The sequence below is a fragment of the Halomonas sp. NO4 genome (assembly GCF_010994375.1).
Taxonomy (GTDB): domain Bacteria; phylum Pseudomonadota; class Gammaproteobacteria; order Pseudomonadales; family Halomonadaceae; genus Halomonas.
Genome location: NZ_WHMA01000005.1, coordinates 116,572 through 131,263 on the forward strand (window position 1 = coordinate 116,572; position 14,692 = coordinate 131,263).

15 protein-coding genes are annotated in these 14,692 nt (G+C 68.4%); 9 read left to right on the forward strand and 6 right to left on the reverse strand.

What is annotated here, in order from left to right:
* Positions 1-11: 11 nt before the first annotated feature.
* Positions 12-1,175, forward strand: a complete 1,164-nt coding sequence (locus FEF15_RS06225; protein ID WP_163558287.1) for a glycosyltransferase family 1 protein — start codon at positions 12-14, stop codon at positions 1,173-1,175.
* Positions 1,147-1,689: a phosphatase PAP2 family protein gene (locus tag FEF15_RS06230; RefSeq protein WP_163558288.1), complete on the forward strand. Its 543-nt coding sequence runs from the start codon at positions 1,147-1,149 to the stop codon at positions 1,687-1,689. Before FEF15_RS06225 ends, FEF15_RS06230 begins: the two co-directional genes overlap by 29 nt.
* Before the next feature lie 27 nt (positions 1,690-1,716).
* On the opposite strand, the gene FEF15_RS06235 is transcribed toward FEF15_RS06230, so the two are convergent.
* Positions 1,717-3,399 carry a C69 family dipeptidase gene (locus FEF15_RS06235; RefSeq protein ID WP_205598483.1) on the reverse strand — a complete coding sequence of 561 codons (1,683 nt, stop codon included), beginning with the start codon at positions 3,397-3,399 and terminating at the stop codon, positions 1,717-1,719.
* Positions 3,400-3,786: 387 nt separating this feature from the next.
* On the opposite strand from FEF15_RS06235, the gene phnD reads away from it, so the two are divergent.
* From phnD to phnE (FEF15_RS06255), 4 genes are all read left to right on the forward strand, one after another.
* Positions 3,787-4,761 carry a phosphate/phosphite/phosphonate ABC transporter substrate-binding protein gene (gene phnD / locus FEF15_RS06240; protein WP_163558289.1) on the forward strand — a complete coding sequence of 325 codons (975 nt, stop codon included), beginning with the start codon at positions 3,787-3,789 and terminating at the stop codon, positions 4,759-4,761.
* Between the two features lie 68 nt (positions 4,762-4,829).
* Positions 4,830-5,666, forward strand: coding sequence for a phosphonate ABC transporter ATP-binding protein (gene phnC / locus FEF15_RS06245; RefSeq protein WP_163558290.1), 837 nt, complete (start codon positions 4,830-4,832; stop codon positions 5,664-5,666).
* Complete coding sequence (phnE, locus tag FEF15_RS06250; RefSeq protein ID WP_163558291.1) at positions 5,663-6,472, forward strand: phosphonate ABC transporter, permease protein PhnE; 810 nt, start codon at positions 5,663-5,665, stop codon at positions 6,470-6,472. Before phnC ends, phnE (FEF15_RS06250) begins: the two co-directional genes overlap by 4 nt.
* Entirely contained in the window at positions 6,469-7,302 is an 834-nt protein-coding gene (gene phnE / locus FEF15_RS06255) for a phosphonate ABC transporter, permease protein PhnE (protein WP_163558292.1), read from the forward strand. Before phnE (FEF15_RS06250) ends, phnE (FEF15_RS06255) begins: the two co-directional genes overlap by 4 nt.
* Here phnE (FEF15_RS06255) and FEF15_RS06260 read toward each other — a convergent pair.
* Together FEF15_RS06260 and FEF15_RS06265 are read right to left on the reverse strand one after the other, a co-directional pair.
* Positions 7,295-9,037, reverse strand: a complete 1,743-nt coding sequence (locus tag FEF15_RS06260) for a bifunctional diguanylate cyclase/phosphodiesterase (protein WP_163558293.1) — start codon at positions 9,035-9,037, stop codon at positions 7,295-7,297. The genes phnE (FEF15_RS06255) and FEF15_RS06260 overlap by 8 nt on opposite strands.
* A gap of 138 nt (positions 9,038-9,175) precedes the next feature.
* Positions 9,176-9,841: an SDR family oxidoreductase gene (locus FEF15_RS06265; protein ID WP_163558294.1), complete on the reverse strand. Its 666-nt coding sequence runs from the start codon at positions 9,839-9,841 to the stop codon at positions 9,176-9,178.
* Between the two features lie 178 nt (positions 9,842-10,019).
* Here FEF15_RS06265 and FEF15_RS06270 point away from each other — a divergent pair, with 178 nt between their 5' ends.
* Genes FEF15_RS06270 through FEF15_RS06280 form a run of 3 tightly spaced genes read left to right on the forward strand, consistent with a single transcriptional unit; the run spans position 10,020 to position 11,883 of the window.
* A complete protein-coding gene (locus tag FEF15_RS06270) occupies positions 10,020-10,799 on the forward strand; it encodes a pseudouridine synthase (protein WP_163558295.1) in 780 nt (259 codons plus the stop codon).
* Positions 10,796-11,638, forward strand: coding sequence for a tRNA cyclic N6-threonylcarbamoyladenosine(37) synthase TcdA (tcdA, locus tag FEF15_RS06275; RefSeq protein ID WP_163558296.1), 843 nt, complete (start codon positions 10,796-10,798; stop codon positions 11,636-11,638). The genes FEF15_RS06270 and tcdA overlap by 4 nt, the downstream gene beginning before the upstream one ends.
* Positions 11,639-11,658: 20 nt before the next feature.
* Complete coding sequence (locus FEF15_RS06280; RefSeq protein ID WP_163558297.1) at positions 11,659-11,883, forward strand: DUF1653 domain-containing protein; 225 nt, start codon at positions 11,659-11,661, stop codon at positions 11,881-11,883.
* 5 nt (positions 11,884-11,888) lie between these two features.
* Here FEF15_RS06280 and FEF15_RS06285 read toward each other — a convergent pair whose 3' ends face one another.
* From FEF15_RS06285 to FEF15_RS06295, 3 genes are read right to left on the reverse strand one after another with little or no spacing between them, the layout of a single operon-like run.
* On the reverse strand, positions 11,889-12,656 hold the full coding sequence (locus FEF15_RS06285; protein ID WP_163558298.1) for an ABC transporter permease: 768 nt from the start codon (positions 12,654-12,656) through the stop codon (positions 11,889-11,891).
* A gap of 15 nt (positions 12,657-12,671) precedes the next feature.
* Positions 12,672-13,448, reverse strand: a complete 777-nt coding sequence (locus FEF15_RS06290) for an ABC transporter ATP-binding protein (protein WP_163558299.1) — start codon at positions 13,446-13,448, stop codon at positions 12,672-12,674.
* Positions 13,445-14,533, reverse strand: a complete 1,089-nt coding sequence (locus FEF15_RS06295; protein WP_240454088.1) for an ABC transporter substrate-binding protein — start codon at positions 14,531-14,533, stop codon at positions 13,445-13,447. Before FEF15_RS06295 ends, FEF15_RS06290 begins: the two co-directional genes overlap by 4 nt.
* Positions 14,534-14,692 lie beyond the last annotated feature (159 nt).

Below are 14,692 nucleotides of genomic sequence, written 5' to 3' on the forward strand. Positions count from 1 at the left end.
GAGGAAGCCCCATGCGCATCTGTCTGGTCAGCGAGACCTGGCCCCCCGACATCAATGGCGTCGCCCACACGCTCAACCACCTCGCCGAGGAGCTGCACGGTCGTGGCATCGCCCTGCAGCTGATCCGGCCGCGGCCACGCCTGGCCCGGCACCGGCAACGGCGCGCCGGCATGCAGGCGGAGCTGCAGGTGCGCGGCCTGGGGCTGCCCGGCTACCGCGAAGTACGCATCGGCCTGCCCGCCCCGCGTCGCCTGCTTCGCCTGTGGCGCGAGCAGCGCCCCGATGTGGTCTATCTCGCCACCCAGGGGCCGCTCGGCTGGTCGGCGCGACGCATTGCTCGCCGCCTGGGCATCCCGGTGGTCGCGGGCTGGCACACCAACTTCGATCACTATTGCCGTGCCTACGGCCTGCCCTGGCTGGCCCCGGCCATGCTCGCTGGCCTGCGCCGCTTCCACAATGGCTGCGCGGCGACGCTGGTCCCCACCCACGCCCAGGCAGAAACACTGGCCGAGCGCGGCTTCGCCAACCTGGCGGTAATGGCGCGCGGCATCGACGGCGAGCGCTTCTCACCGGCCCATCGCGACCCAGAGTTGCGCGAGCGCTGGGGCGTCGATGCCCATACGCCGGTCGCCCTCTACGTGGGCCGGCTCGCCTGGGAGAAGAATCTGGCGCTGCTGGAGACGTGCTTTCTGGCCCTGCGGGAGGCGCGGCCGGAGATGGCGCTGGTCATCGTGGGCGACGGGCCGGCGCGGGCCCGGCTGGAGGCGGCACTGCCCGAGGCGCACTTCACCGGTTTCGTGCCGCGCGAGGCGCTGGCCCGCCACTACGCCAGCGCCGATCTCTTTCTCTTCCCTTCGCTTTCCGAGACCTGGGGCAACGTGGTGCTGGAAGCCATGGCCAGCGGCCTGGCCGTGGTCGCGTACCGCCATGCCGCGGCGGCAGAGTTGTTCACCCCGGAACGCAACGGCGTGGTCGTGCCGCCAGGCGACGACGACGCCTTTCGCCGGGCGGCCGTCACCCTGGGTCAACAGCCGGCACGCTATGCCCGGCTGGGTCGCGCCGCACGCCAGCGCGCCCTGGAATGCCGCTGGTCGGCCATTGCCGACACCTTCCTCGCCGTTCTCGACCACGCCCGGGAGAGCCCCCATGAAACCACGCGCGCCTGCGGTGTTTGAGCGTCTCGACCTGCTGGAGTGGCAGCTCTGCCAGCGCATCGCCCGCTTCAGCCTCTATCGCCCCTGGCTCGCCACCCTGCGCCTGGCCAGCAAGCTCGGCGACTGGCCGGTGTGGGTGGCACTGATCGTCGCCCAACCCTGGCTGCACGACGCGGCGGGCCTGGCCTACCTGCTGCAGTACAGCCTCACCGCCCTTCTCGCCATTGCCGTGTATCGCCTGGTCAAGACGCGGCTGTGCCGCGAGCGCCCTTTCATCACCTTCGGCTCGCGCATCACCTGCCGCGAGCCGGCCCGCGACCGCTACAGCTTCCCCAGTGGCCACACCATGCACGCGGTGCTGTTCTGCGTGCTCACCGCCCATCACGCCCCGGCGCTACTGCCGGTGCTGGTGCCGCTGACGCTGCTGATCGCCGTGTCGCGGGTGGGGCTCGGCCTGCACTACGTCAGCGACGTGATCGCCGGCGGCGCCATCGGCTACGCCTTCGCCGTGGCGAGCCTCACGCTGGCGGGGTGACCAGCGGCCGCCATCCTGCCCGCGCACTCAAGGCACCAGCCCCGCGTAGCCATCGTAGCGGCCGTGCTCGCTGGGGTACTCGTCCAGCGCCGGCTCGTAGCAGTGGATCATGGCACCCCAGCCGTGGCGCGCCATCGGCTGGCTGGTGGCCGGGGTCGTCTCGCCCTCCTGCGCCTCGCCTTCGGGCCGGCGAATGCCGTACTTGGCACGGGTTTCCCGCTCCACGGCGCGTACCAGGTCTTCGCCCAGCGCCAGGCCGTCGAGCAGCCGCTGTTTCACTTGGTAGGTCAGGTGGGCCCGCGCCTTGGCGTTCTCGCCCGCCTCGAACAGCCCCAGGGCACGCTGCTCGACACTGGCCCGTTCGGCGATCAGCTCCCGCTCGAAGGCCTCGAGTTCGGCGGTCACCGGGCGCAGGAAGTCGGTGGGGTGCTCGCAGGTATGGTAGAGCAGCCGCTTGAAGGTGCGCGTGGCGTAGCGCGTGGCTTCCAGCGGGCCGTAGTCCGGGTCGATGAAGTGGGAATCCGCGTCCTTGGTCATGTAGCGGTGTTGCTGGAACTCCGGCGGCACCTCCTCGGTACCCACGGGAATGCCCACGAAGGGCGTGGTGATGGCACTGGTCACCGCCACCCACAGGGTCTGAAGCTGGGGAGGCACGTCCGGGCGCAAGTGCGCCACCTGGCCGTAGCCCGAGAAGTCGGTGGACCAGCGCGGATCGCGCACGTAGGCGAGCATGTCGTCCAGGCTCACTGGCGCCATCTCGCGCAGTTCCCGTTCCCGCTCCGGCGGGTTGCGTCCGGCCGTGTAGAATGCCGGGTAGAAGTCGCCCGGGTCCTCGGCCGGAAACGGCTGACCGTAGACGGCCTGGACGTTGAACGACTCGCCCTCGCCGTCCCACCAGCCCTGCTCGCGGGCAACGGCGACGAAGTTGTCGGAGGCCAGGTAGTCGTCGCTCGACGCGTGGTCGACGGGGAAATCGTGGATATACCCCGGGTACATCACCCGCACCTCGTCCGGGCCCAGGCGCTCGGCGACCCAGAGTCCCTCGCCGCCGGCGTAGTTGATGAACGCCCAGCCCTCCTCGGCATCGGCGATCAGGTGAGAGTTGCCGCCATAGGTCGAGAAACCGTGCTCGTCGATCAGGCCCCCGATGATCTCCACGGCCTCGCGGGCCGTGGTGGCGCGCTCCATGATGGCCTTGGCCAGGTCACTGTACTGCGGGCCGGTCTGCGGGGACTGCTCGGCGGCGGTTTCCGACCTCTCCACCAGCTCCGGGCGCGACGGCGACCAGATATCGCGGGCCGCCACGCCGTGCTCGTTCAGCCCGCCGTTGGTCAACGGCGGCGGAAAGCCGGCGAACTCCGAGTAGTTGGAGCTGATGTATTTGTAGGTCACCTCGGCCTGGGGAATCTCGATCAGCTCGCCGGGAATGCGCGCCTGGTCGGTCACGCCTACTTTCCAGGTCGCTCCCTGGGGATGGGCCTGGCGCGGCACGATCTCGATCCAGTGGCTGGAGGGCTCATGGCCGAAACCGGCCAGCAGGGTCGAACCGTCCTCGGTCAGCTCACTGCCGATGTAGATGCCGAGGCTCTTCGCGTTGGGATGCCCCATCTCCGATGGTGCTGGATTCCCGGCCAGTGCTGGGACTGATACCGCGGACACCAGCAGCGACATCACCACCCCCCGCCATTTCCTTTCGGTCGTGCGTTTCATGATGACCTCCCGCGGCCTGTGTTCACGTCGGCACAGTCAACACGGGCGGTGGACCGCGCGCTGGCCAGTAAACTAGGCCTAGCAGGGGGACCGGGGTTGTCAAATCAGCATCTGCCGAATCGGAGCGATCCGGAGCAGACTGGCCATCGGTGCGGAATCGACCAGGGTTTCGCTGACCCTGCCGGTCAGGCCACGCTCGTTTGCGGCACTGCCTGCCAGGGACTTGGCCCACCGTCGCGCCCGGGTGGCAGTAATCACCACGCATGACGGCGCCGTCATCGCGACTTCATCGCGACTTCATCGCGTCGTCACCTCCCTGACCCGGCACTGTCACACGCTCGCTCCAGCATGACGCCTGTGTTCCTTATCCCAACACAGGTGAGCCCCATGCCATTCGTACTCCGCAACCGCCTCTTGCTCGGTACCACCATTGCCGCCACGGCCTTCGCAGCCGGCATCACCACTGTCCAGGCCGATTTCGCCTTGAGCGAGCGCTACACCGACAACGACGGCGACCTGGTGGCCGATATCCCCGAGGACGAGTCACAGTGGCTCGACCCGGACACCCTGGTGTTCGCTTACACCCCGGTGGAGGATCCCGCCGTCTACGCCGAAGTGTGGGCCGGCTTCCTGGAGCACATGGAGGAAGTCACCGGCAAGGCCGTGCAGTTCTTCCCGGTGCAGTCCAACGCCGCCCAGATCGAGGCCATGCGCGCCGGGCGCCTGCACGTGGCCGGCTTCAACACCGGCTCCAACCCCCTGGCGGTGGCCTGCGCGGGCTTTCGCCCCTTCGCCATGATGGCCGCCGAGGACGGCAGCTTCGGCTATGAGATGGAGATCATCACCTACCCCGACTCCGAGGTGCGTGAGGTGGAGGACATTCGCGGTCGTACCCTGACCCACACCTCCGAGACCTCCAACTCCGGTTTCAAGGCACCCACCGCCCTGATGGCCTCGGAATTCGGCATGACCTCCGGCGAGGACTACGAGGTCGACTTCTCGGGAAAGCACGACAACTCGGTGCTGGGCGTGGCCAACCAGGACTACGCGGTGGCCACCGTCGCCAACTCGGTGAAGAACCGCATGATCGACCGCGGCGTCATCGACGCCGACCAGGTGGAGGTGCTCTATCAGTCGGACACCTTCCCCACCACCGGCTACGGCACCGTCTACAACCTGACGCCGGAGCTTCAGGAAGCGGTCCAGGAAGCCTTCTTCAGCTTCGACTGGGAAGGCAGCGCACTGGCCGAGGAGTTCGGTCGCAACGGCGAGGAGCAGTTCATTCCCATCAGTTTCCAGGAGCACTGGTCGGTGATTCGCCAGATCGACGAAGCCAACGGGGTCGAATACGACTGCAACTGAGCCCTCTCTCCATGCGAGATCGCGGGCGGCCTGGCCGCCCGCCTTTTGCGTTCATTGCGGAGACTTCCGTGCTAGACATTCAACGACTCTCCAAGACCTATGGTTCCAGAAGCGGCGCCACCGGCGACAGGGCCCTGCGCGACGTCTCCTTCCGCGTGCCGCAAGGCCAGGTGATGGGGCTCATCGGCCCCTCCGGCGCCGGCAAGTCGACGCTGATCCGCTGCATCAACCGTCTGGTGGAACCCTCGAGCGGCGCGATCCGCCTGGGCGAGACCGACCTCGCCGCTCTGGGTAGCCGCGACCTGCGCCGTGCGCGCCGACGCATCGGCATGATCTTCCAGGAGTACGCCCTGGTGGAACGCCTCACCGTGATGGAGAACGTGCTCTCCGGTCGGCTGGGCTACGTGCCTTTCTGGCGCAGCTTCACGCGACGCTTTCCGGGCCGCGACATCGAGAACGCCTACCGCCTGCTCGACCGGGTGGGGCTGCTCGACCACGCCGACAAGCGCGCCGATGCCCTCTCCGGCGGCCAACGCCAGCGAGTGGGCATCGCCCGCGCCCTGGCCCAGGAGCCGGAGCTGCTGCTGGTGGATGAGCCCACGGCCAGCCTCGACCCCAAGACCAGCCGTCAGATCATGCGCTTGATCACCGAAATCGGCGCGGAACGCGACCTGCCGACCATCGTCAATATCCACGACGTGCCCCTGGCGCAGCAGTTCATGGACCGCATCGTCGGCCTGCGCGGCGGCGAACTGGTGTTCGACGGCAGCCCCGAAGCGCTGACGGAAAGCCAGCTCACCACCATCTACGGCGCCGAGGACTGGACCGCCATGCGCCACGCCCATGAAGAGAACGAGGCCGCCGAACAGGCCAATCGCCTGACGCTGGCGGGAGGTGCCGGATGAATGGAGTCGGCCACTATCCGCGTCGCTGGCGCCGCCCCCCGCAGATCGTCACCGACCGCGGCTGGCGCCAGGCACTGCAGCTGGCCATCCTGGCCTATCTGGTGCTGGCCGTGGGCACGCTGGAGGTCGACGTATCGCGGGTCGTCGAGGGCCTGGAGCGCGGCGCGCGTTTCATGCAGGGCTTCTTGCAGCCCGACTTCGTGAGCCGCTGGAGCGACATCCGCCAGGGTCTGATCGAAAGCCTCACCATGACCCTGACCGCCACCGTGGTGGGCATTCTGGTCTCGGTGCCCATCGGCATCGGTGCGGCCCGCAACCTGGTACCGCAACCCGTCTACCTGGTGTGCCGCTCGATCATTGCGGTGAGCCGCTCGCTCCAGGAGATCATCATCGCCATCTTCCTGGTGGCCATGTTCGGCTTCGGCCCCTTCGCCGGCTTCGTCACTCTGGCCTTCGCCTCCATCGGCTTTCTCGCCAAGCTGCTCGCCGACGACATCGAGGAGATCGACGCCAGCCAGGCCGAGGCGATCCGCGCCACCGGGGCCAGCTGGTGGCAACTGATCCACTACGCCGTGCAGCCCCAGGTGATGCCGCGGCTGATCGGCCTGTCGCTCTACCGCCTGGACATCAATTTCCGCGAGAGCGCGGTGATTGGCATCGTCGGCGCCGGCGGCATCGGCGCCACCTTGAACACCGCCATCGACCGCTACGAGTACGACAGTGCCGGCGCCATCCTGCTGATCGTCATCGCCATCGTCATGCTGGTGGAGTACAGCTCCAGTCATCTGAGGAAATATCTGCAATGACCCGACTCGATCCGATCGCTAACGAGCCGACCCACTACGCTCAAGTGTGGTCCTTCCGCACGCCCAAGGCGCGGCTGGCGCTGTGGGCCGGCTGGCTGGCCCTGGTGGCACTCTTCGTATGGTGCTGGCAGGTGATGAACGCCGGCACGATGTGGGTCTTCGTCGCCGACGCGCCGAGCCAGGCGGCCGACATCGGCAGCCGCATGTTCCCGCCACGGCTCGACTACCTGCCCGAGCTGCTGGCACCGCTGTGGGACACCCTCAACATCGCCACCCTGGGCACCCTGGGCGGCGTCATCCTGGCGGTACCGGTAGCCTTCCTGGCGGCGGCCAATACCACCCCCTCGGCGCTGCTGGTGCGCCCCATGGCGCTGTTCGTCATCGTTGCCTCGCGCTCGATCAACTCGCTGATCTGGGCGCTGCTGCTGGTGGCCATCATCGGGCCGGGCCTGCTGGCCGGCATCGTGGCCATCGCCCTGCGCTCCATCGGCTTTGTCGGCAAGCTGCTGTATGAAGCCATCGAGGAGACCGACGTCCGCCAGACCGAGGCCGTCACCGCCACCGGTGCCAGCCGCTCCCAAATCATCCACTACGGCATCGTGCCCCAGGTGCTGCCGGCCTTCTGGGGCATCTCGGTGTTCCGCTGGGACATCAACATTCGCGAGAGCACCATCCTGGGCCTGGTGGGCGCCGGCGGCATCGGCATGAAGCTACAGTCGTCGATCGACACCCTTGCCTGGTCTCAGGTGGCCACCATCCTGATCGTGATTCTCGCCACCGTGGTGGTCAGCGAAGCGGTCTCGGCGCGAGTGCGCCGGACGCTCATCTAGTCAGGCCGCGCCGGTCGACGAAGAGGCTGTTGCCGGCGCGCTTCTTGGCCTGGGCCTTGAGCTCGGAAAGCTCGGCGGCGATGCCGAGGGCATTGCCCCCTTCGCCCTTGGCGACGGGACGCGCCCCCAGGGACAGGCTGACGATGGGGTAGAAGGTCGCCACCCCCTGGCGGTTCTCCACGCGGATGCCGCCGGCCTGCCGGTCGAGGGCGTCATAGAAGTCGGGAGCCAGGACGGCGAAGGCGTCGAGAATGCGCCGGCAGGTGTCACGCCAGCAGGCCTGATCGAGAAGCAGCACGAAGTCATCGCCGCCCACATGGCCGACGAAGTCCTCCTCCCCCACCTGGGTCTGGAGCAGGTGCGCCACGGCGACGATCACCCGGTCCCCGCGCGCATAGCCATAGGCGTCGTTGAACGCCTTGAAGTTGTCCAGGTCGCAGTACACCGCCGCGAAGGGCGCCCCGCTCGCCAGCCGCCGGGCGAGGGTTTCGTTGATCAAGATATTGCCCGGGAGACCGGTCAGCGGGTTGGCGTGGCGCGCCTGGCGAACCTGGATGGCGGTGATCTCGCGCAGCAGGTCGACGATGGTGCCCATGCCCAGGTAAACGCCGAGATCGTCTACGATCACGAAGTCCTCTTGCTGGAGGTCGTGGCGGTCGGTCAGCTCTTGGCTGAGCTTGGCCAGCGGTGTCTCCTGGGCGGTCACCAACACCTGAGTATCGAGGAGCTCGCACACCTGGCGGCGGGCATAGAGGGCGTGGCTGAAGGGGTTGGTGAACAGCGTCAGAAAGTCGTTGCGGCGCACCACGCCCAGGGGACGACCGTCCCGCTCCACCACCGGCACGCAGCGCAGCCGGGGCTCGCCACGAAAGCGCTCGACCAGGGCCGGCACGGGCAGCGTCGGCGCGACCGCCTCGACGGGGCGGGTGATGGCACAGGCACAGCGCACCGGCTCGCTGCACAGCGGCGCCGGGGCGGGCAGCAGGTGGTCGACGCTCAACGGCGGCATCGCGCTGGGTCGGGCGAAGAAGTAGCCCTGCAACAGGGAGAGCCCGCGGTCGAGCTCCCACAGACAGCGATGCTCCTGCTCGGTCTCGATGCCCTCGGCGATCAGCTGGCAGTCGAGGCTGCGCGCCACGTCGAGGATCGAGCGCAGGAACTCGCGCTTGGCCGGCGCCTGGTCGATGCCGGCCACGAAGTGGCGGTCGAGCTTGACGAAGTCCGGGCGCAGCTCCGACCAGTGGCGCAGGCTGGAATGCCCGGCGCCCAGGTCGTCGAGCGCCACCTGGAAGCCCATCTCGCGGTAGTGGGCCACCGCCTGGCGCATCAGCGCGTAGTCGTGGATGGGCATGTGCTCGGTGAGCTCGATCACCACCCGACTGGGGGCCAAGTCGGCCTCGTGGAGGAAGCGCAGGGTCAGCCCCTCGCGAAAGTCGCGCTCGACAATGGTGGCGGGCATGACGTTGAGAAAGAGCCGCCCGGGCAGCCCCAGCGCTGCGAAACGCTGGATCGCCAAGCGCCGGCACAGCAGGTCCAGCTCGACCAGCGAGCCGGCCCGGGTAGCCAGGTCGAAGAGCGCCACCGGGGAGCGCAGAGGGGAGCCCTCCGGGCCGCGGATCAGCGCCTCGTAGCCGTGGATCGTCTGCCGCCCCACGTCGACGATGGGCTGGAAATACACCCGTAGCTGCTCGCCCTCAAGGATGGCCCTGAGTGATTGCCCCTCCTGTGCCGTCATTGCGCCTTCCGTTCACCGCCCTGTTATAAGACGAGGATGCGACATCGCCATGACAAGAGCGTGACAGCGACGACGGTTGCCTGGCATGGCAACCGGATGACATCGGGTGGCGTTTCCGAGCGAGCGGCTGCCCGGGGCCTACCAGGGCAGCGCTTCGCCGTTGCTGTGCCAGAAGGTGCCAGTGGTCTCGAGGGTCAGCGCCGCGATGCGCTCGGCGATGCCGGCGGCGGCCTCCTCGGGGGGAATCAGGCCGCCGAAGTTGACCATGCGCGTCTTCACGTAGCCGGGGTGGAGCTGGATCACGGCGATGCCGCGGGGCGCCAGGTCCATGGCCAGCGACTTGCCGAAGGCGTTGAGTGCCGCCTTGGAGGCGCGGTACCCGTAGCGGCCGCCGGAGTCGTTGTCGGCGATCGAGCCCATGCGGCTGGAGACGTTGGCGACCTTGCTGCCCTCGCCGAGATTGTCGAGCAGCGCCTCGGTGAGGCGCAGCGGGGCATAGGCGTTGATCTCCATCTGCGTGCGGATGGTGTCGAAGTCGAGCGCGCCCAGTGATTCATCGTGAAGCAGGCCGGCATTGTTGATCAGCAGGTCCAGGCGGCGGCTTGCCAGCTCCCCGGCCAGGCGTGCCACGTCCTCGGGGCGGGTCACGTCGACGCCTTCGATGAGCGTCTCGGACACCTCGGCCAGCTCGTGGGAGGCTTCACGGCAGACGCCGATGACGCGCCAGCCGGCGGCGTGATAGTGGCGGGCCAAGGCCAGGCCGACGCCGCGGTTGGCGCCAGTGATCAGTACGGTGGAAGACATGGCGACTCCTGCTCTCTGTGTGGTGACGGGTTACCCACCACGTTGGGGGGCGTCGGCGTCACTTCAAGCCGCAGCGCCATCGCGCGGCCAATCGATGCTTGCCAGGCTAACCGCATCGGATGACAGCTCAGCCCCCAACGGCGACAATGGCGGGCCTTTCGCAACACGCTGAACCGGTATGCCGGAACCGCTGACGATTCTCCATCAGGACGACCACCTGGTCGTCGTGCACAAGCCCGCGGGGCTGCTGGTGCACCGCACGGCCCTGGCGCGCGGCGAGCGCGAGTTCCTGGTGCAGCGGCTGCGGGACCAGTTGGGCCGGCGCGTCTATCCGGCCCACCGCCTCGACCGCCCCACCTCGGGGGCGATGGTATTCGGCCTCGACCCGGCGATCGCCACGCGGCTGGGCGAGGCCTTCACCGAACGCCGCGTCGAGAAGCGCTATCTCGCCGTGGTGCGCGGCCTCGGCCCCGAGGATGAGCGGCTCGACTATGCGCTGCGCGAGGAGGACGGCCATCGCCCCAAGGCCGAGATGCCCGCCCAGCCGGCACAGACCGCCATTCGCCGGCTCGACAGCGTGGAACTGCCGGTCGCCGTGGACCGCTACCCGACCAGCCGCTATTCGCTGATGGAGGCGCACCCGCTCACCGGGCGTCGCCACCAGATCCGCCGCCACCTGTCGCGCCGCGGCTACCCGATCATCGGCGACGCCAAGCACGGCAAGGGCAACCACAACCGCTTCTTCGCCGAGCGACTGGCCTGCCCGCGCCTGCTGCTGGCTGCCGTGGAACTCGCCTTCGACCATCCCGTCGAAGCGTATCGCCTGGTGGTCAGCGCAGCCCTGGATGCGCCCATGACGCAGCTGTTCCGGCGCTTCGGCTGGGCCGGCCACCTGCCGGTGAACGCCGCTCGTCACGCGCCTCTCCGTACTCCCCAAGCCGAACCGATCACGCCATGACCGACCTGACTGCCACTCCCGCCCTGGACGACCATGAGCTGCGCTTCGGCGGCATCCGCCGCCTCTACGGCCGCCGGGCCTTCGAGCGCTTTCGCACCGCCCACGTGGTGGTGGCCGGTGTGGGCGGCGTGGGCAGCTGGGCGGTAGAAGCGCTGGCGCGCTCGGGGATCGGCAAGCTCACGCTGATCGACCTCGACGACGTCTGCGTCTCCAACGTCAATCGCCAGCTGCATGCCCTGGACGGCACCATCGGCCGCCCCAAGGTGGACGTGCTCGCCGAGCGCTGCCGGGCCATCCAGCCCGGCATCGAGGTGGTGGCCGACACCGCCTTCGTCACCCCCACCAACCTGGCCAGGCGGTTGCCCCTGGATGCCGACCACGTGGTGGACGCCATCGACAGCGTGGTCGCCAAGGCGGCGCTGATCGCCTGGTGCCGGCGCCACAAGCTGCCGATCACCGTGACCGGTGCCGCCGGCGGCCAGACCGACCCAACCCGCATCCGCATCGCTGACCTAACCCGTACCGAGCACGACCCGCTGCTCGCCAAGGTGCGCGCCCGGCTGCGCCGCGACTACGGCTACTCGCGCAATCCCAAACGCCGCTTTTCCGTGGAATGCGTCTACTCTGACGAACAGCTGATCTATCCCGGCGCCGACGGCGAGGTGTGCGCCACCAAGCCCGGCCAGGGCGAGGCGACGCGCCTCGACTGCGCCTCGGGCTTCGGCGCCGCCACCTTCGTCACCGGCAGCTTCGGCTTCGTCGCCGCCTCACGGGTGCTTACGCGGCTGGCCAAGCAGGCCGCCGCGGCGGCCGATGAAGACGACAAAGCTGATCCATGACCCTCAGGCTGGAGTTCCCGATGCCCCCTTCCCTTCCCGTCCCCGGCATCTACTGCCACTACAAGGGCAACCACTACGAGGTGCTCGGCGTGGCCCACCACAGCGAAACCGAGGAACCGCTGGTGGTCTATCGCGCGCTCTACGGCGAGTATGGCCTCTGGGTGAGACCGCTGGACAACTTCACCGAGACCGTGGAGGTGCAGGGCGAGCCGGTGCCGCGCTTCGAGCTCGAGAAGGCGTTCTGAGCCGCCTAGCGCTGTCCGCGGTGCGCCCACCCCGTCATCCGCTTCTCCAGCGCCGCGAACAGCTCGTACATCACCATGGCCATGGCGCTGATCACGATCAGCCCGGCGAACACCAGCGCCATGCGCATCTGCGAGCCGGCGCTCATCATCAGGTAGCCGATGCCCTGGTTGGAGGCCACCGTCTCGGAGACCACGGTGCCCACGAAGGCCAGGGTGATGGCCACCTTCAGCGAGGCGAAGAAGTAGGGCAGCGAACGCGGCAGTCCCACCTTGAGCAGCACATCCATCCGCCGCGCCCCAAGCACGCGCAGCACGTCCTCGAGCTCCGGCTCCAGGGTGGCGAGCCCGGTGGCCACGTTGACCACGATGGGAAAGAAGCAGATCAGAAAGGCGGTGAGAATCGCCGGTATCGAGCCGATGCCGAACCACACCACCAGGATGGGCACGAAGGCCACCTTGGGAATGGCGTTGAAGCCCACCAGCAGCGGATAGCAGGCGTGGTAGAGAAAGCGCGACGAGCCGATGAGAAAGCCCAGCGCCAGTCCCACCACCACGCCCAGGCCAAACCCGGCCAGGGTGGTCCAGAAGGTCTGCCAGGAGTGCACGCCGATGGGCCCGGCGAAGGCCACCAGCGCCTGAGCGGTGGCCGAGGCGCTGGGAAAGATGAACTCGGGGACATCCAGGGCGCGCACCGTCACCTCCCAGACGACCACCAGCGCCGCCACCGCGATCCAGGGGGCCAGGCGCTCGCGCAGCTTCTCGTTGCGGGTCATGCTCTCTCCTTCGACTCAGGCACTGCGAATCTCGCCGATCTGGGTACGCAGCTCCTGCACCAGGGCGGTGAAGGCCGGCTCGTAGGTGCTGGCCAGCTCGCGGGGGCGCGCCAGTTCGATCTGGCGCCGCTCGATGAGACGCCCCGGCCGACGGCTCATCACGTAAACGGTGTCGGCCAGGAACGCCGCCTCGCGCAGGTCATGGGTCACCAGCACCACGGTGAAGCGCTGCGCCTCCCAGAGATCGCGCAGCACGCACCACAGCTCCTCGCGGGTGAAGGCGTCGAGCGCAGCGAAGGGCTCGTCGAGCATCAGCAGGCGCGGACGATGAATCAGCGCGCGGCAGATCGAGGCGCGCTGCTGCATGCCGCCGGAGAGCTGCCAGGGGTACTGGTCTTCATAGCCCGCCAGGCCTACCGTGCGCAGCAGCTCGCGGGCCCAGCCGACGAACTCCGCACGGCGCTTGCGAAACTGGCTGCGGTAGGGCTTGACGATCTCCAGCGGCAGCAGGACGTTGTCCAGGGTGGTGCGCCAAGGCAGCAGGTTGGCGTTCTGGAAGGCCATGCCGGCGATCTTCAGCGGCCCGCTCACGGCCTCGCCGTCGACCCGCACCGTCCCGCCGGTGGGCGCGTGCAGCCCGGTGCACAGCTTCATGAAGGTCGACTTGCCGCAGCCCGACGGCCCCACGAAGGCCACGAACTCCCCCTCCTCGATGGTGAGGGAGATGTCCTCGATGGCGTTGCCGGAGTCGTCGTAGGCCAGGCTGACCCGATCGAAACTGACGAAACTCATTCGTTCTGCCCGGGGAAGATCATCCGCTCCGCCTGGGGCGGCAGGTAGGCGTCGGTGAACACCTCATCGGCGCTGGGTACCTCGGGCAGATCGTAGGCGTCGGCGACCAGTTGGATGGCGTTGGCCAGGCGCGCCTCGTCCACGGCCCCCGCCCCGTTGGCCCGCGCGTCCGGTGTGTCGATGCTGCCCTCGATGGCCAGCTTCAGGCGCCGGGTCTCCAGGTCCACGTCGATGAGGGGGTCGCGCTCCTGCACGTAGGCGATGGCGCCTTCCGGGTCGGCCAGGGTCGCTTCGAGGGCGCGGTTGAAGGCGCGCAGGAAACCGGCCACCGCCTCGGGATTCGCCTCGGCGAACACCTCGCGCACCACGATGGCGTTGCCGTAGAGCGGCACGCCGTACTCGGGAAAGGGCATGATCGTCAGCGCCTCTTCGCCCATGCCACGGCCTTCCAGGTTGAGCAGGCTGGTGAAGTAGAAGCCGGTGATGGCGTCCACGTCGCCGCGCACCAGCAGCGTCTCGCGCAGGGTGGGGTCGACGTTCTGCCACTCGACGGCGTCCGCGTCGAGGTCGTTGGCGTCGGCGAAGATCCCCCAGGCGCGGTAGCCGGTGTCGAAGGCGGGGGCAGCCAGCGACTTGCCGGCCAGGTCCGCCGGTGTCTCGATGCCGCGATCCTTGCGCGCGAAGACTGCCGCCGGGGTGCCGTCGTAGACCACGTAGACGCCCTGGATGCCGGGTGCGTCGGGATTCTCGGCCAGGAACTCCACCAGGGCGTTGAGATCGCCGAAGCCCATCTCGTAGGCCCCCGAGGCGACCCGATTGATCGCCCCGGCGGAGCCGCTGCCCGAGTCCACCTGGACCTCGAGCCCCTCCTCGGCGAAATAGCCGCGCTCGACCGCCATCAAGAAGGGCGCCGAGGGCCCCTCGAAGCGCCAGTCGAGCTGGAAGCGAATGGGTGTGGTGTCGTCCTGGGCCGCGGCGCTGCCCACTAGGGTCAGGAGCAGACAGCCGGCGACCAGGCTGGCCAGTCGGGAGAGAAAGCGACTCATGATGGTGCCCTCATGTCTTGGAGTTGTCGTTGTTGCCATGCAGGTTTCCTGCCAGCCTGCCGCCGCCACGGCCCGGCACGCCATGGTGTTGCGCTGCGGGGCGCTCAGATCGCCATAACGGTGCACGAAAGGCGGCGAAGCCGGTCCTTGTGCACCAGCGTAGATCATCGGGTGACGTTTCCCAGGGCAGCGGCACGC